Below are 19355 nucleotides of genomic sequence, written 5' to 3' on the forward strand. Positions count from 1 at the left end.
CCGATACTGAACCGGCATTCATGCAACAGAGGGCGGGGCGGTTGAACAGGCCGTCTGAAAGGCATGGCGGTCAGCACATCTTTCCAACGATATTCTTCCTGACGATATTCTGATTTTTCTTTATCATACTTGTCTTTATTATTTTTTAAAAAACCATCTTTATGCCCCGTTTCTGGCTGCCGCTCTGGGTAAGCGGCGTTGTTGTTTCGTTTGCGCTGCCTACCGTGCCGTCTTGGACGGTGCTGGCGGCGGCATGGCTGTGCCTGTTTGCCACGGCGTGGCGGTTTCGGGCGGCGGCTTGGCTGCTGATAGGTTTTTCCGGCGCGCTATACGGCATCTGGCGCACGCAGTTTGCTTTGGAGCAACAATGGCCTGCGGTTCAGACGGCCTCTGTGCCGCTCACAATAGAAGTGGCGGATTTGCCGCAGCGCGACGACAAACGGGTGCGTTTTACGGCACGGGCGAGTGATGATGCGGGGCGGGAATACCGTTTGCTGCTGTCGGATTACGGCCTGCGCGATTGGCCGGCCGGCAGCCGCTGGCAGGTTAAGGCAAGGGTTAGGCCGCCGGTGGGCGAGGTTAATTTGCGCGGTTTCAACCGTGAGGCGTGGGCGCTGGCCGACGGCATCAACGGGGTGGGCAGCATCGGCAAGGAAAGGCAGCCGTTGCCGGAAAACCGTGCCGGTGTGCTGTTGCGTGTGCGCGAAGGGGTGAGCCTGCGCTGGCGGCAAACCGATACCGGCGGGCGGGATTTTTCAGACGGCCTCGGTTTGATGCGGGCCTTGAGCATAGGCGAGCAGTCGGCTTTGAGCGCACAGTCTTGGCAGGCATTCCGGCCTTTGGGCTTGAACCATTTGGTGAGTATTTCCGGCCTGCATGTGGGTATGGTGGCGGTGCTGGCGGGGTGGTTGATGAAGCAATTGCTGCGTGTGCTGCCGCGCGTGCCGAAACGGCCGCGGGTGTGGATGTTGGCGGCGGGTTTGGCGGCGGCGTTGTTCTATGCGGGTTTGGCGGGGTTTTCGGTGCCGACGCAGCGCAGCGTGTTGATGCTGTGTGCGCTGGCGTGGGCTTGGTGGCGCGGCAGCGGCGCGTCAGTATGGGCGGGTTGGTGGCAGGCGTTGGCTTGGGTGCTGCTGTTTGACCCGTTGGCGGTTTTGGGTGCGGGGTTTTGGCTCTCGTTCGGCTTGGTGGGGGCTTTGCTGTGGGTGTCGGCAGGCCGTCTGAACGAACGCGGTTGGTTGTTGGCGGTGCGCGGGCAATGGGCGGTGTCGCTGTTGTCGGTGGCGGCCTTGGGCAGCATGTTTGCCTCGCTGCCGCTCATCAGCCCGTTGGTGAATGCGCTGGCGATTCCGTGGTTTTCGTGGGTGTTGGTGCCGCTGGCTCTGCTGGCTTCGTTGTTGCCGTTTGGTTGGCTGCAATGGCTGGCGGCTGCGGCGGGTGAATACACCATGCGCGTGTTGGTGTGGGTGGCGGAATATGCGCCCGAATATGCGGTGGCGGCCTCGCCGCCTTATCTGCTGCCGTTGGCGGTGCTGGCGGTATTGATAGTGTTGCTGCCGCGCGGCACGGGCTGGAAACCGCTTGCGTGGCTGGTGTTGGCGGGTTTTGTGCTGTACCGCCCGCCGCCTGTTGAAGAAGGCCGTCTGAAAATAACGGTGTGGGACGCGGGGCAGGGTTTGTCGGTGTTGATGCAGACGAAAAAACATCACCTGCTGTTCGACACCGGTACGGAACACATCGCCAACGCGCAGATTCTGCCTGCGCTGAATGCCGCCGGTGTGCGCCGTTTGGACGCGCTGGTGCTGTCGCATCACGATGCCGACCACGACGGCGGTTTTGCCGAAATCCGCCGCTCGAAACAGCCGCGCGAAATCCGGGCGGGGCAGCCTGCGTTTTATCAGGGCGCCGAGTTTTGCAGGGAGCGGCAATGGCAATGGGACGGTGCGGTGTTTGAGTTTTTGAGGCCGTCTGAAAACCCGAAAACAGTCGACGACAACGAGCAAAGCTGCGTTCTGCGCGTATTGGCGGACGGGCAGTCGCTGCTGGTAACGGGCGATTTGGGCAAACGCGGCGAGCTGGCGTTGGTGGAAAAATACGGCGAAGGTTTGTACAGCCAAGTGCTGGTATTGGGGCATCACGGCAGCGACACTTCGTCGGCGGGCGGTTTTCTGAATGCCGTTGCACCGCAATACGCCGTGGCTTCGAGCGGTTATGCCAATGCCTACAAACACCCCGCCGCTGCGGTGCAAAACCGCGTGAAAGCCCACGGTATCGAACTGCTGCGTACCGATTTGTCGGGCGCGTTGGTGTTTGAATTGGGAGCGGGAGAAGAGGTGCGGGCAGGCCGTCTGAAAACGGTTAAACCGTATTGGCAGAGAAAGCCGTTTGAATGATATTGAACGGTTGATGCGAATCCGCTGTATATAGTCAATTCACTTCAGTTGGATAACATAAACCGTCATATTCGGGATTGCCCCGAGTATGACCGATGTCCTATTTTTAAGTTGGTTTACTCTACAAAGCGCGATGGCGGGCAGGGATGCCCGCCCTACATGAATCAGGCCGTCTGAAATCTGTTCAGACGGCCTGATATCTTTGCTGATGGGCAAACCCGTTGTGCGCTTACTTGCGTTCTACCTGTGAAACGTCGCGCACCGCGCCGGTGTCGGCGGAAGTGGTCATGGCGGCGTAGGCACGCAAGGCGGCGGAAACGTGGCGGTCGCGGTTTTCGGGTTTCCACGCTTTGGCTCCGCGCGCTTCCATTTCGCTGCGGCGCACGGTCAACTCTTCATCGGAAACGGCCAAACGGATGCTGCGGTTGGGGATGTCGATTTCGATGGTGTCGCCCTCTTTTACCAAACCGATGGCACCGCCTTCTGCCGCTTCGGGCGAAACGTGGCCGATGCTCAAGCCGGAAGTGCCGCCTGAAAAACGGCCGTCGGTCAGCAGGGCGCAGGCTTTGCCCAAGCCTTTGGATTTCAGGTAAGAAGTCGGATACAGCATTTCCTGCATGCCCGGGCCGCCTTTCGGGCCTTCGTAGCGGATGATCACGATGTCGCCCGCAACGATTTGGTTGTCCAAAATGCCTGCCACGGCGGCATCTTGGCTTTCAAACACGCGCGCGCGGCCGGTGAATGTGAGAATGCTGTCGTCCACACCGGCGGTTTTCACCACGCAGCCGCGTTCGGCGATGTTGCCGAACAGCACCGCCAAGCCGCCGTCTTGCGAATAAGCGTGCGCTTTGCTGCGGATACAGCCGTTTTCGCGGTCGAGATCGAGCGAAGGCCATTGTCGGTTTTGCGAAAAGGCTTCGGTGGTGCGCACGCCGCCCGGTGCGGCTTTGTAGCGCTCATGTGCGGTTTCGTTGGCGGGGTTTGTGATGTCCCATTTCGCCAGCGCGTCTTTCAAGGTTTTTTCGTGAACGGTGGAAACATCGGTTTTCAGGCAGCCGGCGCGGTCGAGTTCGGCCAGAATACCCATCACGCCGCCTGCGCGGTGCACGTCTTCCATGTGGTATTTCTGCGTGGCCGGTGCAACCTTACACAAACACGGCACTTGGCGGCTGATGCGGTCGATGTCGGCCATTTTGAAATCCACTTGCGCTTCGCTGGCGGCGGCCAACAGATGCAGCACGGTGTTGGTGGAACCGCCCATCGCCACATCCAAACTCATAGCGTTTTCAAACGCGGCTTTGGTGGCAATGCTGCGCGGCAATACGCTCTCGTCGTCTTGCTCGTAATAGCGTTTGGTAATTTCCACAATCAGACGGCCTGCTTCCAAAAACAGTTCTTTACGGCCTGCGTGGGTGGCCAGCAGCGAGCCGTTGCCCGGCAGCGACAGGCCCAAGGCTTCGGTGAGGCAGTTCATCGAGTTGGCGGTAAACATGCCGGAGCAGGAGCCGCAGGTCGGGCAGGCGGAGCGTTCTACCGCCGCCACTTCTTCGTCGGACACTTCGTCGTTGGCAGCGTCCACCATCGCGTCCACCAAATCCAGCTTGCGGGTGTCGGTGATGTTGGCCACGCCGATTACCTTGCCCGCTTCCATCGGGCCGCCTGAAACGAACACGGTGGGAATGTTCAGGCGCATGGCGGCCATCAGCATACCCGGGGTGATTTTGTCGCAGTTGGAAATGCACACCAGCGCGTCGGCGCAATGCGCGTTGACCATGTATTCCACCGAATCGGCAATCAAATCGCGGCTGGGCAGGCTGTACAGCATACCGCTGTGGCCCATGGCAATGCCGTCGTCCACCGCGATGGTGTTGAATTCTTTGGCCAAACCGCCCGCTTTTTCGATTTCGCGCGCCACAAGCTGGCCCATATTGTGCAGATGCACATGGCCGGGCACGAATTGGGTGAACGAGTTGGCAATGGCGATAATCGGTTTGCCGAAATCTTCTTCGGCCACGCCGGTGGCACGCCATAAAGCGCGTGCGCCCGCCATATTGCGGCCGTGGGTGGAGGTTTTGGAGCGGTAAGCTGGCATGGTGTGTTCCTTAAAAAAGGGGAGTGTCGGATAAGTTTTCAGGTAGGGCAGGCCGTCTGAACCGTTCAGACGGCCTCAATCATTTTTCTGCGTCGGCACCGCAATCAAACCGCCTGCCGGTTAACGGCAGGCTTTTGGCGGCTTGAGACCTTTGCAAAACCCCCATCTGCGGCGCATTTCTGCGTTGTGCGCTGCTCGCTCGTTTGCCTATCTGTATGATATGTCTGCACTCGCTGCGCTGCTACGCCTTGAACTGCATCCGCATCTGAGGGTTTTGCAAAGGTCTCGGCTTGAGCTGCAATTTGCCTTATAAAAACAGGCGCGTATTTTATACCATGTAGGCACGGGATTAAAAGCACCGCAGGCCGTCTGAACGCATGTATATACGGCCGGGCGCAAGTGGTTTTTCGGCTGCGGCCTTGCTTTGCCGCCGCCTGTTCGGTGGTGTTTGAGCAGGTTTAGATTAGATAACACTTTAACATTCATTCTTTCCAATTAGGCAACATTTCTTGACATATCCTAAATTACCCAACAATATTAAAAGACCTTTTCTCAAGGAGAATACATAAATGACTCAACAATCACACTATCACGACCCCTATGCGGGATACCGTGAGCTTACCCTGCGCGGTATGGTTTTGGGTGCGTTGATTACGGTGATCTTTACCGCATCCAACGTGTATCTCGGCCTGAAGGTCGGCCTGACTTTTGCTTCATCCATTCCGGCGGCCGTGATTTCTATGGCCATTCTGAAATTTGCCAAAGACAGCAATATTTTGGAAAACAATATGGTGCAGACCCAAGCTTCTGCCGCAGGCACGCTTTCCACCATTATTTTCGTGCTGCCCGGCCTGTTGATGGCGGGCTACTGGAACGGATTTCCTTTTTGGCAAACCTCGCTGCTGTGTATGGCGGGCGGTATTTTGGGGGTGATTTTCACCATTCCGCTGCGTTATGCCATGGTGGTGAAAAGCGACTTGCCTTATCCGGAAGGCGTGGCGGCGGCTGAAATTTTGAAAGTCGGCAGCGGCGAGCACGACGACAGCGGAGAAAAAGATTCCGGCGGCAGCGGCATCAAAGAAATTGCTGCGGGCGGTGTATTGGCCGGATTGTTCAGTTTTGCCAGCAACGGTTTGCGCGTGATGGCCGATCATGCCAGCTATTGGTTCAAATCGGGCAATGCCATTTTCCAACTGCCGATGGGTTTTTCTCTGGCCTTGTTGGGGGCGGGCTATTTGGTGGGCATCACCGGCGGTATCGCCATTTTGGTGGGTATTTTCATCGCTTGGGGTGTGGCCGTACCTTATTTTTCATCGGCCGTGCCGCAGCCTGCCGACATGGAAATGGCTGCCTACGGTATGCAGCTGTGGAAAGAAAAAGTGCGCTTTATCGGTGCGGGCACGATCGGTATCGCCGCAATTTGGACGCTGATTACCCTGTTCAAACCGATGATGGAAGGCATGCGCCTGTCTTTCCGTGCCTTCAGCGGCAAAGCCGATGTTTCAGCCCGTCGCACCGAACAGGATTTATCGCCCAAATCCATGATATTGTGGACTTTGGGCATGATGGTGTTGCTGGCTTTCAGTTTTTACCACTTTATCGAAGATGCGGGCATTCCCGCCGGTTTGGGCTGGCTGCTGGTGGTGGTGTGTACGCTGCTGACTTCGCTTATCGGCTTTCTGGTGGCGGCAGCCTGCGGTTATATGGCGGGCTTGGTCGGTTCGTCTTCCAGCCCCATTTCGGGTATCGGCATTATTTCCATCTTAACCATTTCGATCGTGTTGCTGATGATCGGCGAATCTACGGGATTGTTTGCCGATGAGGGAACGCGCCGTTTTATGCTTGCTTTAACGCTTTTCTGCGGCTCGGCGGTGATTTCGGTGGCATCGATTTCCAACGACAACCTGCAGGATTTGAAAACCGGCTATTTGGTGCAGGCTACGCCGTGGCGTCAGCAAATCGCGCTGATTATCGGCTGTATCGTCGGCGCGGTGGTGATTGCCCCCGTGTTGGAAATCCTATATGAGGCTTACGGCTTCACCGGTGCGATGCCCCGCGAAGGCATGGACGCATCCCAAGCCCTTGCCGCTCCCCAAGCTACGTTGATGACCACCATTGCCCAAGGCATTTTCGCCCACAACCTGCAATGGACATACATTTTCACCGGCGTTGCCATCGGCGTGGCATTGATTATTGTGGATTTTGTGTTGAAGAAAAGCAGCGCTTCCAAACTAAGCCTGCCGGTTTTGGCCGTGGGCATGGGCATTTACCTGCCGCCTTCCATCAATATGCCGATTATCATCGGCGCGGTATTGGCGGCGGTGCTGAAAAATATCGTCCGCAAACGCTATCCGAACGACACGGAAAGCCGTCTGAAAAAAACCGAACGCGCCGGCACGCTGTTTGCCGCAGGCTTGATTGTGGGCGAAAGCCTGATCGGTGTGATGATGGCCTTTATCATCGCCGCTTCGGTAACCGGCGGCGGCTCGGACGCACCGCTGGCGCTCAACCTCGACAACTGGCAAGGCATTGCCGCTTGGCTGGGCTTGGCTGCATTTATTGCCGGAATATTGATTTTTGCCAAACGGGTTTTAAAATCGGTACGCTCATAAACACAGCAGCCTGACACGTCAGTTTTTGCAACAGGCCGTCTGAATATCCGCATCGGGTTTTCAGACGGCCTTTTTGCGTTATCAACAATGTAGAAGCAAATACCGTTTTAGCAAATGCATCAAGAATGGCCCTGCACATCTTCAAAAAGCTTTAAAAATGTAGCATTTCGTAATTTGACCTATATCAAGCACCTTTAAAGCCCGAAGTATAAAATGACTTTACCCAAACATTTATCTCCTATCCGACTTATCCAACTTATTGAAAGGAAAGCACATGATTAAAGGCATTCAAATTACCCAAAGTGCCGATGCCGATCTGCTCCATTCTTTCTGGCTGCTCGACGATGAAACGCAAGAAGTGCGTTGCCTGTGCGTTAAAGGCGGCAAATATCAGGAAGACGACGTAGTAGCCCTGTCTGCGTTGGGCGAAGTGGCCTACAAAGAAGTGCCGGTCGATATCCGTGCCCGCCCGAAAGTAGAAGGCGGCCAACACTTAAACGTTAACGTGCTAACCCGCGAAACGCTCGAAGATGCCGTAGCCAATCCCGACAAATATCCGCAGCTGACCATCCGCGTATCGGGCTACGCCGTCCGTTTCAACTCGCTCACGCCCGAACAGCAGCGCGACGTTATCGCCCGCACCTTTACCAATAGCTTATAATCGGCAGGTGAGCTTTACGGGGCCGTTTGAAACCGCGAATAAAGTTTCAGACGGCCTTGTTGTTCCGCCGCACCTTAAAACACCACTATATCGAAGGAAATCTTATGAATATCAAAAACATCATTCCCGCCACCCTGCTCGCGTCTGCGTTCGTTTTACCTGTTACCGCTTCGGCCGCGCCCGCAACCAAAGGCAAATTCCGTTACAGCATGGCCGAAATGCAGGATATCGCCAATCCGAAAAAACTTTCATGGCGCATTTTCTACGACAAACCTTCCGAAGGCCCCGATGCCGAATGGTTTGATGCTGTAAAACAAGGCAACTTGGCCAAAGTGAAAAAAATGGTGGCCAAAGGCCAAAATCTCGAAGCCAAAGACGAAGCCAGCTTGGGCCAAACCGCGCTCGGTTGGGCGGCATTTATCGGCTATGAAGATATGGTGGATTACCTGATCGCCCAAGGTGCCGATTTGAACGCCACCGACCGCGGCGACGTGTACAACGTGCTCAAATCCGCTGTATTGGGCAAAAACACCAAAATCGTGCGCAAGGTGTATGCCAAACTGAAAGACAAAACCGATCTGAACGACCAAACCGTAGAAAGCGACGGCGAAACGCTGCTGATGGTGGCTGCCAGCAACAACCGCATCGAAACGGTGAAATACCTGCTTTCACTCGGTGCAAACCCGAACTTGGTTACTACCCAAACCAACAAATCGGCCGGTTCGTACAACCAAAGCGCACTCTCTTACGCCTGCACCCGCGGGCATAAAGAAATGCAGGCTCTGCTGATTTCAAAAGGCGCAATCAACCACCGCACCGGCAAATCAAGCTGTGAGTGATATAGCGTTTTCATGAACAAAAAGCCGTCTGAAAAGTTTTCAGACGGCTTTTTTAATGGAAAGCCCGATTACGGAATAGGCTTTTGCAAAGGTCTCAAGCCGTTTGTTTTATCGGCTGCGTAATCAGCTATTTGCACACTGCTTCTGCGATTTTTTCCGTATAAGGTGTTCGGCTCCAGCTGTCGGGTTGGGGAATGCCGTTTTCGACATGTTTAACATTCGCCTGCAATTTTTTTCCGCAATCAATCAGCACCGGCCAAGTATTGGCACTCATGCGCCGTTCGAAAAAGTATAGGTTGGCTTGAATGATTTGGTTGTCGCCGTTTACGGGTAGTGTTTTGGCGGTATCGACGGCAACGAATTTCAGCACTTGCGGTTTAAGATAGCTCCACGGTTTGTAAAAGGCGGTTTCGGGGATTTCGGCAACGATTTCGGTGCCTTGGGGGAGCAGGGAGCGGGTGTGGCCGTACCATGTGTATTCGCTATACACCTGAAACAGTATCATGCCCAAACCTGCACCTGCGGGAACCGCCCATTTCGGCATCTTTTTAATAAACAGTTTCAAGCCGAGTATGATGCCCGCTGCGCCCAAGCCGGCAAATAAAGTAGCGATCCATTCCCAAATCATGTTGAGTTCCTCTCAAGTGGTTCTTTGTTGTTCAACCTGTTTCCGATTATCGGCAGGCAGGTGCGGCCTATGCGTTTAACGGATGCCGGAAAGGTTTTTAAAGCGATATTGTAAAATTTCGGGCTTCCCTGAGGAAGCCCGAATCCGTCAAAATTTAGTGGTCGATGGCTTGACCTGCGCCGCGCGGATAACGCACGCTTTCTACCAAATCCTGTACGTCTTGAGGCGGAGCCTTACCTGCGGCAGAAATAATGAATGCTACCGCGAAGTTGATCATGGCACCCACTGCACCGAACGATAAGGGCGAAATACCGAACAACCAGTTGGCTTCAACGTTTTCGAAGGTGTTGGTGCCGGGGATGAAGAACCAGCCCATGTACAGGAAGATATACACACAGGTGGAAATCAAACCTGCCAACATACCTGCCGTTGCGCCTGCGCTGTTGATGCGTTTGGAGAAAATACCCATCATCAAAGCGGGGAAGATGGAAGCGGCGGCGATACCGAATGCGAGTGCTACAACTTGTGCTGCGAATCCGGGAGGGTTGATGCCCAACCAAGTAGCGACAACGATAGCCAAAGTCATGGATACGCGGGCTGCCATCAATTCGCCTTTTTCCGAAATATCCGGTTTCAGGGTTTTCTTAATCAAGTCGTGCGACACGGCTGAAGAGATAGCCAACAACAGACCTGCTGCGGTAGAGAGGGCTGCCGCCAAACCGCCTGCTGCGATCAAGCCGATTACCCAGCTTGGCAGATTGGCAATTTCAGGGTTGGCCAATACCAGAATGTCGTTGTTTACCGTCAGCTCGTTGCCTTTCCAGCCGCGTTCGGCAGCCGTGGCTTCAAACTCTTTGGATTTGTCGTTGTAGTATTGGATATTGCCATCGCCGTTTTTGTCTTCAAACTTCAGCAAGCCGGTGGTTTCCCAGTTTTTCATCCATTGGGGGCGTGCTTCATAGCTCAAAGCCTGTTGTTCCGAGCCGTTCGGGTAAACGGTGTTGATTAAGTTGATGCGTGCCATTGAGCCTACTGCGGGTGCGGTGGTGTAGAGCAGCGCGATGAACACCAAAGCCCAACCGGCAGAAGAACGTGCATCAGATACTTTCGGAACAGTAAAGAAGCGGATGATGACGTGCGGCAGGCCGGCAGTACCGATCATTAACGACAAGGTAAACAGGAACATGTTCAGCTTGTTGGGCACGTCGGCGGTGTAGGCTTTAAAGCCCAAATCGGTAACCAGCAAATCCAGTTTTTGCAGCAGCGGCATGCCGGAAGCGGTGTCGGTGCCGAATAGGCCGATAGGGGGAATCGGGTTGCCGGTTAAGTTGAAGGAAATGAATACCGCCGGAATGGTGTAGGCAATAATCAACACCACATATTGAGCCACTTGCGTATAGGTAATGCCTTTCATACCGCCCAACACGGCGTAGAACAATACCACAACGGCGGCAATCAGCAGACCGGTGGTGTTGCTTACTTCCAAGAAGCGCGAGAAAGCTACGCCCGCACCTGTCATTTGGCCGATAACGTAAGTGGTTGAGGCCACAATCAAACAGGCAACGGCAACCAAACGTGCGGTGCGGCTGTAAAAACGGTCGCCGATAAAGTCGGGAACGGTAAATTTACCGAATTTACGCAGATAGGGAGCAAGCAGCAGAGCCAGCAATACATAGCCGCCGGTCCAACCCATCAGGTAGGCGGATGCGCCGTATCCGTTCATGGCCAGCAAACCGGCCATTGAGATAAACGATGCGGCACTCATCCAGTCTGCCGCGGTGGCCATGCCGTTGAGTACAGGGTGAACACCGCCGCCCGCTACATAGAATTCTTTTGTAGAACCGGCGCGTGCCCAAATGGCAATACCGAAATAAAGGGCGAAAGACGCACCCACAAAAATCAAATTAATGGCAAATTGGCTCATATCCTACTCCTCATGTACGCCGAATTGTGCATCTATTCTGTTCATTCTCCACGAGTAGAAGAAAATGATGGCGATGAAGGTCAAAATGGAACCTTGTTGGGCAAACCAAAAGCCCAAATCGGAACCGCCTACTTGGATGCCGGCGAGCAGCGGCCGCAACCAAATCGCAAAGCCATACGAACAGATAGCCCAAACAATCAGGCAGGTGAAGATAAGTCGGACATTCGCTTTCCAGTAACCGGCAGCGTCATGTTTATCATTGGACATGATGGTTTCCTCCTTACGGTTTTAAGTTTCTTCTTTGAAAAACAGGGATATGTTGAAACACGCTGAGTGTTTTCTATATCCTTAAAAGGTTTGTGGACTGCAACATGGGCGCATAAGCAATGTGCAGCACTGGGGGCAGAATAGCATAGATTTAAGCTATTGCAATACATTGCTTTACAATTCGGGGGTTGATTTATTTAACTTTATGATTAATTTGATTTTTATTTATTAAAATTCATTAATTATGAAATAATCATTCAAAATTGACATAAATAAAAATTATCGAAGCAAGAAGATATGGTGATGGTTTTGCTTTAGTGTTTTGTTTTGCATGGTTTTATTGTTTGCCTGTGCTGCCTGTTTATTTAATGCGGATAAACAGGGTGTTAGCATGCATAATTTGAAAGATTAAACAGGCGGTAGATTGCAGCGACGGCTGGTGTGTGGAGTCGGGTTTATGGTGGGGTAAAAAGGCAACAACCGGCGGTTGTGATTTGGATAACCGAGCGTGTTGGGAAAAGGTTTGGGGGTTTGGAGAGGCTGTCTGAAAAGCTGTTTGATGGCAAAATCCGATCAATGGCAAGATAATTGCAAGAGTTTTAATCTGTATTTTTATCGGTTAAAACACTGACATGAGCGGACTGTGCAGGTTGGCTAAAAATAAAAATACCTTGTTTCGCGGGAGAGGCGGATGATATATCCGCCTTTGCGGAGATGTTATTAAATTAAGTTGAATATATAAACCAATAGGTTCGGATGATGAATGCTTTTTTTAACGGTTTGATGATTACAGGCGGCCTGATTGTTGCTATCGGCGCGCAGAATGCGTTTGTGTTGAGGCAGGGGTTGTTGAAACAGCATATCGGTGTGGTGGTGGCGTTGTGTTGGTTGTGCGATGTCGTATTGATGACCGGAGGGGTGTTCGGTATTTCCGCGCTGTTGTCCGACAGCCCGTTGGCAGCGGCATGGCTGGCGGTGGCGGGCGGGGTGTTTTTGGTGTGTTACGGTGCGATGAATGCCAAACGCGCTTGGCGGGGCGGCGGGCATTTGTCGGTGAGTGCCGACCGCAAAGACCATGTATCCGCCGTGAAAATTGCTGCCACCACCCTTGCTCTCACGTTGTTGAATCCGCATGTTTACATTGATACCGTGGTTTTGATCGGCGGTAGTGCGGCGGCTTTGAGCCATCAAGATAAGGTGTGGTTTTTAAGCGGTGCGCTAACGGTATCGGCGCTGTGGTTTGTGGGATTGGGTTACGGGGCGAGGCTGTTGCTGCCGTTATTCCGGCGCGAGCGCGTGTGGCAGATACTCGACGGCCTGATTGCGGCAATGATGTTTTATCTTGCCTACGGTTTGCTGAAGCAGGCCGCCGGCGTGTTGCAGGGGTATTTTCAGACGGCCTGATACCTTGGCAAAAGCCCGTCTGCGGCGCTTTTTGACTATATATCATGTATTGGTGCTGTTACCCCTCGAGCTGAATCCACATCCGAAGGTTTTTTATTTGAAAGGTCTTTTATTTGCGATACCGAATACTGCGGCAGCTTAAGGTTTGGTGGAGCTGAAACGCCATTGGCCGGTTTCCAAGCCCAAATCGAATATGTTCAGACGGCCTACTGCAATCCGCACCAAACGCAGGCAGGGATAGCCTGCTTTGGCCGTCATTCTGCGCACTTGGCGGTTTTTGCCTTCGCTGATGGTGATTTCCAGCCAAAAATCGGGCACGGTTTTGCGTTCTCTGATGGGCGGGATGCGCGGCCACAAGCGGTCGGTTTCGCCGGCGTCCAACACGCGCACTTGCGCGGGGAGGGTAACGAAGTCACCTAAGTCCACGCCGTTGCGCAACAGGTTTAATTTTGCTTCGTCGGGGCTGCCTTCCACTTGCGCCCAATAAGTTTTCTGCTTTCCGTGTTTCGGTTCGGCTATTTGCGCCTGCAGACGGCCGTTGTTGGTGAGCAGCAATAAGCCTTCGCTGTCGGTGTCCAGCCGACCCGCAGGATAAAAACCGGGGGCGTTGATGTAGTCTTTCAGGCTCGGGTGCTTTTCGTGTGCCGAAAACTGGCAGATGACCCCGTAGGGTTTGTTGAACACAATCAGGTCATTCATTGGGTTTACCGCGTTTCTGTAAAGATGACAGGATGCCGCATCGTATGTGCGTTTGCGTATTGTACGCCATACGGTGGCTCAGCCCAAAAGCCGTGGCTTCAAGCGGATAAACATCTTGTGCGGGCTGGTGCGGTATTTCGCTATATAACCAAACCGTTATGACGATAAAACCAAGCATTCTTTCACTTTTTCAGACGGCCTGTGTAGAGTAGGTTTATTCTTTATGATCAATCAGGAACCAATCATGACCGCAAACCGCACTCTTTCTTTTGCCGCATTGTTCGGCGCAGTTTTGGCATTGTCTGCCTGCTCGCCGAAAACCGAAGAAAAAACCGCTGCCGCCACCGCATCGTCGGAAAGCGCAGCAGCCAATGCAGGCAGTATCAAGCTTTTGAACGTATCTTACGATGTGGCCCGTGATTTTTATAAAGAATACAATCCGTTGTTTATTCAAGAATACAAAGCCAAACACCCGGGGGCAGACATCAGCGTGCAGCAGTCGCACGGCGGTTCCAGCAAACAGGCTTTGGCCGTGGCCAACGGTTTGCAGGCCGACGTGGCAACCATGAACCAAACTTCCGACATCGAACTCTTGGAGAAAAAAGGCTTGGTCAAATCAGACTGGCGCACCCGTTTGCCCGATAATGCCGTGCCCTTTACCGGAACCACCGTTTTTCTGGTGCGTAAAGGCAACCCCAAGCAGATTCGCGATTGGTCGGACTTAGCCAAAGAAAATCTGCAAATCGTGCTGGCCAACCCCAAAACCACCGGCAACGGCCGTTATGCTTTTCTCGGCGCGTTCGGCTACGCCTTGAAAGCGAACAACGGCGATGAAGCCAAGGCCAAAGAATTTACTGCCAAGCTGCTTAAAAACACTCCTGTTTTTGAAAACGGCGGCCGTGCGGCCACCACCACATTTACCCAGCGCAATATCGGCGATGTGTTGGTTACTTTTGAAAACGAGGCCAACCACGTCAGCCGCAACCTTGCGCCCGGCCAATTTGAAATCGTGTATCCGAGCTACACCATCCTGTCGGAAAGCCCCGTTGCCGTGGTGGACAGCGTGGCAGAGAAAAAAGGATCGCAGGCGGCTGCCGAAGAGTATTTGAAATATTTGTGGAGCGAACCGGCGCAAGCATTGGCCGCCAAGCTCTATCTGCGCCCGCGCAATCCCGAAGTGCTGGCAAAACACAAGTCGGAATTTCCCGAAATGGAAACCTTCAGTCCCAACCAAGTGTTTGGCTCTTGGGATGAAATCATGAAAAAATATTTTGCCGACGGCGGATTGTTCGACCAGTTGACTCAAAAGCAGTAAAGGACAGATTGAAGCATTTGAGGCCGTCTGAAAATATTTTCAGACGGCCTCGGGCTTTGTTGATACGGCCAAGCGGCAGTTAGATGATGCTTATATTGCCGGCTGTTTCTTCCGGCATGTTCATCGCAGCATGGCTGCCCGAATAAGCCGGTGCGTGGTCGGCGGTATGAACGGAAGCTGCCGTTGCCTTTTCAGGGGCGGCATCGTTCGGCACGGACAAGCGTTCGAGTGCCTTCTCAAGACGGCTGTTGTCGGCTTGGAGCAGCCCGCTTTCATTTTCTGTACTGCTTGAGTGTTGGGCGGATGTGCCGTGTATTTGGGCGGTAGGTTTATCGCCGGTTACGGCAACAATGTTGTTGCTGCCCAAATGTTCGAGCGCGCTGGAGGCGTCGGTATGCTCCGGCCCGGTGTTTGCCGGAGAGCCTTTGAACAGAGCTTGAAACTCTTCTTCGGTGTAGGTGCCGGCCGAACCGAAGCTGAATTTCTCGATATTTTTGTAGCTGTCCGAGCCGGATTGGCGTTCGATCGTCAGCGTATCATCTGTGCCTTTGATGCCGATCACCCAATCGGTGTTGCCGTTGTTTTGCTTGAACGACAGGGTCAAGTCTTGCGGTGTCAGGCCGCTGCCGAAATCAACGGTGTCTTCTCCTTCAAAAAAGGTATCGGTATTTTTAAAGGCTTCAATCCGGTCTTGGCCGCTGCCTTTTCCGAAGAGATAGGTATCGTGGAATTCGCCGCCGTAAAGCACGTCGTCGCCTGTGCCGCCGTCGAGCACATCATTGCCCCATCCGCCTATAAGGGTGTCGCGGCCTTTTTCTCCGTATAGCTGCGATGCGCCGCCGGAAGCGTTGGACAAAATATCGTTGCCGTCTCCGCCGTATAAAATGTCTTTTCCGGCATCGCCGCGTATCACGTCGTTACCCGCGCCGCCTTTGATAATGTCGTCTTGGCGCGAGCCGTAAATCAGTTCGTCTTTGGCGTTGCCGCTGTATGTAAAGCTGTTTTCGGTGCGGGCGATAACGATCTGTTTGTTGCCGTATTCGACGGTAACGTAGTTTTGCGGTACGGCGGCTTCAATGTCGAAGTTCACGGTAATCTGATCGTTTTTGGTGGTGTCGATATTGGCATCGCCTTTCTCGATACGGTATTTGACGTGGCCGTCTGAAGCGCCCGGGTAGGGGATGAATACCAACAGGTTGCCTTCGTTTTTGAAGCGTGAGGCGTCTATTTCGCCGGGGGCGTTGATACCGGCTGCACGCAAATCTTCGGCAGAGAGGGTGAAGTCGCTCGGTATGCTGATCAAACGGCCTTTGGCGGCTTCGTCGATGAAAATTTTATCTCCGGTGGCAATCGAAGCGCTATCGGGGTCGAACAGCACATAGCCGTGGTTTTCTGCCAGTTTTTGCGCTCGGGCGGACTTATCGATTTCTTTAATGGCGGCCAATTCGGCGGAAGAGAGGGTGTAGTGGTCGAAAATAAATTTATTGACGGCGGCACTCGGGCCGTTGTGCTGGTTGAGGATGGTCAGGGTTTCGCCGGTGTCTTTGATGCGGATAACCCAAGTGTCGCCGTTGAGATCGGGCGTTTGATCGGTATCGCCGATTTTTTTGATGCCCGAAGCATCGTAGCCTGCGGTGCGGGTGATGTCTAAATCGCGGGCGGTAATGCCTTTGCCGAAACGCACGGCATTATCGGCGGCTTCAAACGGCGGCATATCGTCGCGCGATGTGCGGAAAACGCCGAAGTCGAAAATCACATCGTTGCCCGACCCTCTGCCGAAATGGTAAGTGTCTGAACCGCGGCCGCCTTCGATACGGTCGTTGCCGGCCCCGCCGTCTAATTCATCATTGCCGCTGCTGCCGTAGATCGTATCGTTGCCGGCAGTGCCTTTTTGGACGGAACCGGTGTTTTTGAGAAACGCTTCGGCGCTGTATGTATAAACGCTGCTGCCGCTGCCGAGCACAAAGGTGCTTACGGCAGGCGTGCCGTTGTTATTGGTTTGATTTTTCAGGGTAACGCTTTGGCCGGTTTCGCGGCTGGAAATTACCCAGTCGGAGCCGCCCGAACCGTTGGGGATGATCTCTACTTTGAAATCGCTGAAATCCGTGCCGTTGTCGATATGGGTAAATTTAATCAGATTCCGGCCGTCTGAATCGGCGATGATATCGTGCCCTTGATGTTTCAGGTTGATCAGATAGTTGTCGTTGCCTTGCTGCCCGTCGAGATAGTCGCTGCCTTCTCCGCCGTAAATCAAATCGTTGCCGCCGCCGCCGTAAACGGTATCATTGCCGCGCCCGCTGATCAGGCGGTTGTTGCCTTCGTTGCCGTTCAAGGTGTTGTCGGCGTTGTTGCCGAAGCCGTTGATATGGGTTTTGCCGGTGAGAAAAAGGTCTTCGGTATTTCTGGGCAATGTGTAGGTTACGCTGCTGTACACACGGTCTTTGCCCGAATTGGGTTGCTCGATAATCCGGTCGCCGCTGTGGTTGACATGATAAATATCGTCGCCGGCGGTGCCGGTAAAGATTTTAGGTTCGGCCATAATGTTATTTCTCCTGTGGTCGGAATTGAGATGTAAAACACAGCCTGAGACCGTTGCAGAGAGAAATGGTTCTGTTGTTATATGTTTAATCAATAATGGCGAAGCAGGGCGCGTTTCTGATAAGGCGGATACGGCCGCAGTTTATTTCCAAGCCGCGCAAAACTCCGCCCAATGGGCTTTTTCTTCGGCTTGGGCTTTCAGATAATGTTTCAGACGTTTGATTTCCATTTCGTATTCGTCGGCATCCAGTGCGCCGCTCATCATGCGGAAGCGCAGATACATTAAATAGGTGTTGGCGGCATCGGTTTCGCAGTAGTCGCGGATGTCTTTCAGACGGCCCGAATGGTAGGCTTCCCACACTTTGCTGCCGTCCATGCCCAGTTTGCCGGGAAAGCCGCACAGTTTGGCCATGTCGTCGAGCGGCACGCTGGCGCGGGGTTGGTAGAGGGCAAGTAAGTCCATCAGGTCGCAATGGCGGTTGTGGTAGCGGCTGATGTAGTTGTTCCATTTGAAATCGCGGCTGTCGCCGAAATCGCCTTCTCCGGTGTCCCAATAGCGGGCGGCGGGTATGCCGTGGATGAGGGCGCGGTAGTGCAGCACGGGCAGGTCGAAGCCGCCGCCGTTCCAGCTTACTAATTGCGGTGTGTGGGTTTCGATGAGGTCGAAAAACTTGGCGATCATGGTTTCTTCGTCGTCGCTGGTTTCGCCTATGGTGCCGACGTGGATTTTATCCTGCCCCCAGCGCATACAGCATGAAATGGCCACCACTTGGTGCAGGTGGTGCTGCATAAAGTCGCTGCCGGTTTGGGCGCGGCGTTTTTGTTGGGCAAACATGACAACGTCGGTATCGGGCACGTCGGCGGGCATATCGTAAAGCGTGCGTATGCCTTTTACGTCGGGCACGGTTTCAATGTCGAAAGCGAGAATCGGGGTCATAGCGTAGCTCCTCGGAGATGGCCGCATTGTGGCATGAAGCGGGCGGTGCGCCAAGTGTGGTAAAAATCACCGCGCGCCCGGCCGTTATGGTGCAAAAATATCACTTTATCGTGCAAAACAATCATTCTTTCGGTGCAAAAACATGATTTAACGGTATCGGCACAAGAGTTTGGTACAATGCCCGCTTGCGTTATTAAAGAGGCCGTCTGAAAAAACAGCGGCCGCCCACGGAACTACGGAAAGATTATGAAACAAAAGCTGATATACATGATGCTGCCGTTTATGCTGCCTTTGGCCGCTTGCGGGCAGACGCCTTCCAATAAAGCCGAACATGCACAGCCTGCATCGGAAAATGCCGCTTCGGCCATTACCGCCAACCTTGAAAAAGCTTACGCTTCGCAAAAGCTGAAGGTGCAAAGCGTAAATAAAACACCGATTAACGGCCTGTATGAAGTGGTGGTATCGGGCAACCAGATTATCTATACCGATGATAAGGCCAAGTATATTCTGCAAGGCAGCCTGCTTGACGTGGAAAAACGCCGCGACCTTACCGAAGAGCGCATGGCGGATTTGAGCACGGTTGATTTTGCTTCGCTGCCTTTGGATAAGGCCATCAAAGAAGTGCGCGGAAAAGGCACGCTGAAAGTGGCGGTGTTTTCCGACCCCGATTGCCCGTTCTGCAAACGCTTGGAACGCGAATTTACCAAAATGAACGACATCACGATTTACAGTTTTATGATGCCGCTGGCCAGCCTGCACCCCGATGCGGCGCGTAAGGCCGAACAGATTTGGTGCCAGCCCAACCGCACGGCTGCATGGACGGCTTGGATGCGCGAAGGCAAAATGCCGCCGCAAGTGAAAGTGTGCGACAACCCGGTGGAAGAAACCACTTCGCTGGGCGAGCAGCTCGGTTTTCACGGCACGCCGGCGATAGTGTTCCCCAACGGCAAAACCCAAAGCGGTTACAGCCCGATGCCGCAGCTTGAGCAGATCATCAAACAAAACCAGTAATACGGATAAGGCGCAGACGGTAATATCGCGGTTTG

Annotated in this window: 15 protein-coding genes; 8 read left to right on the forward strand and 7 right to left on the reverse strand. The window is 53.7% G+C overall.

Translation table 11 applies throughout. The features are described 5' to 3' along the window. Positions 1-161: 161 nt before the first annotated feature. Positions 162-2393, forward strand: coding sequence for a DNA internalization-related competence protein ComEC/Rec2 (locus tag AKG43_RS00965; protein ID WP_054598711.1), 2232 nt, complete (start codon positions 162-164; stop codon positions 2391-2393). 229 nt (positions 2394-2622) lie between these two features. Here the strand turns inward: AKG43_RS00965 and ilvD are convergent, their stop codons facing one another. Then, complete coding sequence (ilvD, locus tag AKG43_RS00970) at positions 2623-4485, reverse strand: dihydroxy-acid dehydratase (protein WP_054598712.1); 1863 nt, start codon at positions 4483-4485, stop codon at positions 2623-2625. A 142-nt stretch (positions 4486-4627) separates the two neighbouring features. Here ilvD and AKG43_RS13060 point away from each other — a divergent pair, with 142 nt between their 5' ends. From AKG43_RS13060 to AKG43_RS00990, 4 genes are all read left to right on the forward strand, one after another. After that, a complete protein-coding gene (locus tag AKG43_RS13060; protein ID WP_231718077.1) occupies positions 4628-4798 on the forward strand; it encodes a lipoprotein signal peptidase in 171 nt (56 codons plus the stop codon). Between the two features lie 256 nt (positions 4799-5054). After that, positions 5055-7097: an OPT family oligopeptide transporter gene (locus AKG43_RS00980; protein WP_054598713.1), complete on the forward strand. Its 2043-nt coding sequence runs from the start codon at positions 5055-5057 to the stop codon at positions 7095-7097. 274 nt (positions 7098-7371) lie between these two features. Beyond that, the gene (grcA, locus tag AKG43_RS00985; protein WP_054598714.1) at positions 7372-7758 is read left to right on the forward strand and encodes an autonomous glycyl radical cofactor GrcA; all 387 of its coding nucleotides are present in this window, start codon (positions 7372-7374) and stop codon (positions 7756-7758) included. A 104-nt stretch (positions 7759-7862) separates the two neighbouring features. Next, positions 7863-8597 carry an ankyrin repeat domain-containing protein gene (locus AKG43_RS00990; protein WP_231718078.1) on the forward strand — a complete coding sequence of 245 codons (735 nt, stop codon included), beginning with the start codon at positions 7863-7865 and terminating at the stop codon, positions 8595-8597. Positions 8598-8724: 127 nt separating this feature from the next. Here AKG43_RS00990 and AKG43_RS00995 read toward each other — a convergent pair whose 3' ends face one another. From AKG43_RS00995 to AKG43_RS01005, 3 genes are all read right to left on the reverse strand, one after another. Further along, on the reverse strand, positions 8725-9225 hold the full coding sequence (locus AKG43_RS00995) for a hypothetical protein (RefSeq protein ID WP_054598715.1): 501 nt from the start codon (positions 9223-9225) through the stop codon (positions 8725-8727). A 154-nt stretch (positions 9226-9379) separates the two neighbouring features. Next, positions 9380-11149, reverse strand: coding sequence for a sodium:solute symporter family protein (locus tag AKG43_RS01000; protein ID WP_054598716.1), 1770 nt, complete (start codon positions 11147-11149; stop codon positions 9380-9382). Positions 11150-11152: 3 nt separating this feature from the next. Continuing rightward, positions 11153-11416: a DUF4212 domain-containing protein gene (locus AKG43_RS01005; RefSeq protein WP_054598717.1), complete on the reverse strand. Its 264-nt coding sequence runs from the start codon at positions 11414-11416 to the stop codon at positions 11153-11155. A gap of 756 nt (positions 11417-12172) precedes the next feature. Here AKG43_RS01005 and AKG43_RS01010 point away from each other — a divergent pair. After that, the gene (locus tag AKG43_RS01010) at positions 12173-12820 is read left to right on the forward strand and encodes a LysE/ArgO family amino acid transporter (RefSeq protein ID WP_231718079.1); all 648 of its coding nucleotides are present in this window, start codon (positions 12173-12175) and stop codon (positions 12818-12820) included. Between the two features lie 138 nt (positions 12821-12958). Here AKG43_RS01010 and AKG43_RS01015 read toward each other — a convergent pair whose 3' ends face one another. Next, positions 12959-13519, reverse strand: a complete 561-nt coding sequence (locus AKG43_RS01015; RefSeq protein WP_054598718.1) for a pseudouridine synthase — start codon at positions 13517-13519, stop codon at positions 12959-12961. Between the two features lie 244 nt (positions 13520-13763). Here AKG43_RS01015 and AKG43_RS01020 point away from each other — a divergent pair, with 244 nt between their 5' ends. Further along, positions 13764-14834 carry a sulfate ABC transporter substrate-binding protein gene (locus AKG43_RS01020; RefSeq protein ID WP_054598719.1) on the forward strand — a complete coding sequence of 357 codons (1071 nt, stop codon included), beginning with the start codon at positions 13764-13766 and terminating at the stop codon, positions 14832-14834. Between the two features lie 79 nt (positions 14835-14913). Here AKG43_RS01020 and AKG43_RS01025 read toward each other — a convergent pair whose 3' ends face one another. Together AKG43_RS01025 and AKG43_RS01030 are read right to left on the reverse strand one after the other, a co-directional pair. Next, the gene (locus tag AKG43_RS01025) at positions 14914-17373 is read right to left on the reverse strand and encodes a calcium-binding protein (protein WP_054598720.1); all 2460 of its coding nucleotides are present in this window, start codon (positions 17371-17373) and stop codon (positions 14914-14916) included. 141 nt (positions 17374-17514) lie between these two features. Continuing rightward, a complete protein-coding gene (locus AKG43_RS01030; protein ID WP_054598721.1) occupies positions 17515-18309 on the reverse strand; it encodes a 3'-5' exonuclease in 795 nt (264 codons plus the stop codon). Between the two features lie 246 nt (positions 18310-18555). Between AKG43_RS01030 and AKG43_RS01035 the strand changes: the two genes are divergently transcribed. Further along, a complete protein-coding gene (locus AKG43_RS01035; protein ID WP_054598722.1) occupies positions 18556-19320 on the forward strand; it encodes a DsbC family protein in 765 nt (254 codons plus the stop codon). The last annotated feature ends 35 nt before the right edge of the window (positions 19321-19355 follow it).

This window comes from Neisseria sp. 74A18 (genome assembly GCF_001308005.1).
Lineage (GTDB): Bacteria > Pseudomonadota > Gammaproteobacteria > Burkholderiales > Neisseriaceae > Neisseria > Neisseria dumasiana.

What these genes read in the sequence shown, in the direction of transcription:
- AKG43_RS00965 (WP_054598711.1), top strand. Translation starts at nt 162, where the DNA reads ATGCCCCGTTTCTGGCTGCCGCTCTGGGTAAGCGGCGTTGTTGTTTCG.
- ilvD (WP_054598712.1), bottom strand. Translation starts at nt 4,485, where the DNA reads ATGCCAGCTTACCGCTCCAAAACCTCCACCCACGGCCGCAATATGGCG.
- AKG43_RS00980 (WP_054598713.1), top strand. Translation starts at nt 5,055, where the DNA reads ATGACTCAACAATCACACTATCACGACCCCTATGCGGGATACCGTGAG.
- grcA (WP_054598714.1), top strand. Translation starts at nt 7,372, where the DNA reads ATGATTAAAGGCATTCAAATTACCCAAAGTGCCGATGCCGATCTGCTC.
- AKG43_RS00990 (WP_231718078.1), top strand. Translation starts at nt 7,863, where the DNA reads ATGAATATCAAAAACATCATTCCCGCCACCCTGCTCGCGTCTGCGTTC.
- AKG43_RS00995 (WP_054598715.1), bottom strand. Translation starts at nt 9,225, where the DNA reads ATGATTTGGGAATGGATCGCTACTTTATTTGCCGGCTTGGGCGCAGCG.
- AKG43_RS01000 (WP_054598716.1), bottom strand. Translation starts at nt 11,149, where the DNA reads ATGAGCCAATTTGCCATTAATTTGATTTTTGTGGGTGCGTCTTTCGCC.
- AKG43_RS01005 (WP_054598717.1), bottom strand. Translation starts at nt 11,416, where the DNA reads ATGTCCAATGATAAACATGACGCTGCCGGTTACTGGAAAGCGAATGTC.
- AKG43_RS01010 (WP_231718079.1), top strand. Translation starts at nt 12,173, where the DNA reads ATGATGAATGCTTTTTTTAACGGTTTGATGATTACAGGCGGCCTGATT.
- AKG43_RS01015 (WP_054598718.1), bottom strand. Translation starts at nt 13,519, where the DNA reads ATGAATGACCTGATTGTGTTCAACAAACCCTACGGGGTCATCTGCCAG.
- AKG43_RS01020 (WP_054598719.1), top strand. Translation starts at nt 13,764, where the DNA reads ATGACCGCAAACCGCACTCTTTCTTTTGCCGCATTGTTCGGCGCAGTT.
- AKG43_RS01025 (WP_054598720.1), bottom strand. Translation starts at nt 17,373, where the DNA reads ATGGCCGAACCTAAAATCTTTACCGGCACCGCCGGCGACGATATTTAT.
- AKG43_RS01030 (WP_054598721.1), bottom strand. Translation starts at nt 18,309, where the DNA reads ATGACCCCGATTCTCGCTTTCGACATTGAAACCGTGCCCGACGTAAAA.
- AKG43_RS01035 (WP_054598722.1), top strand. Translation starts at nt 18,556, where the DNA reads ATGAAACAAAAGCTGATATACATGATGCTGCCGTTTATGCTGCCTTTG.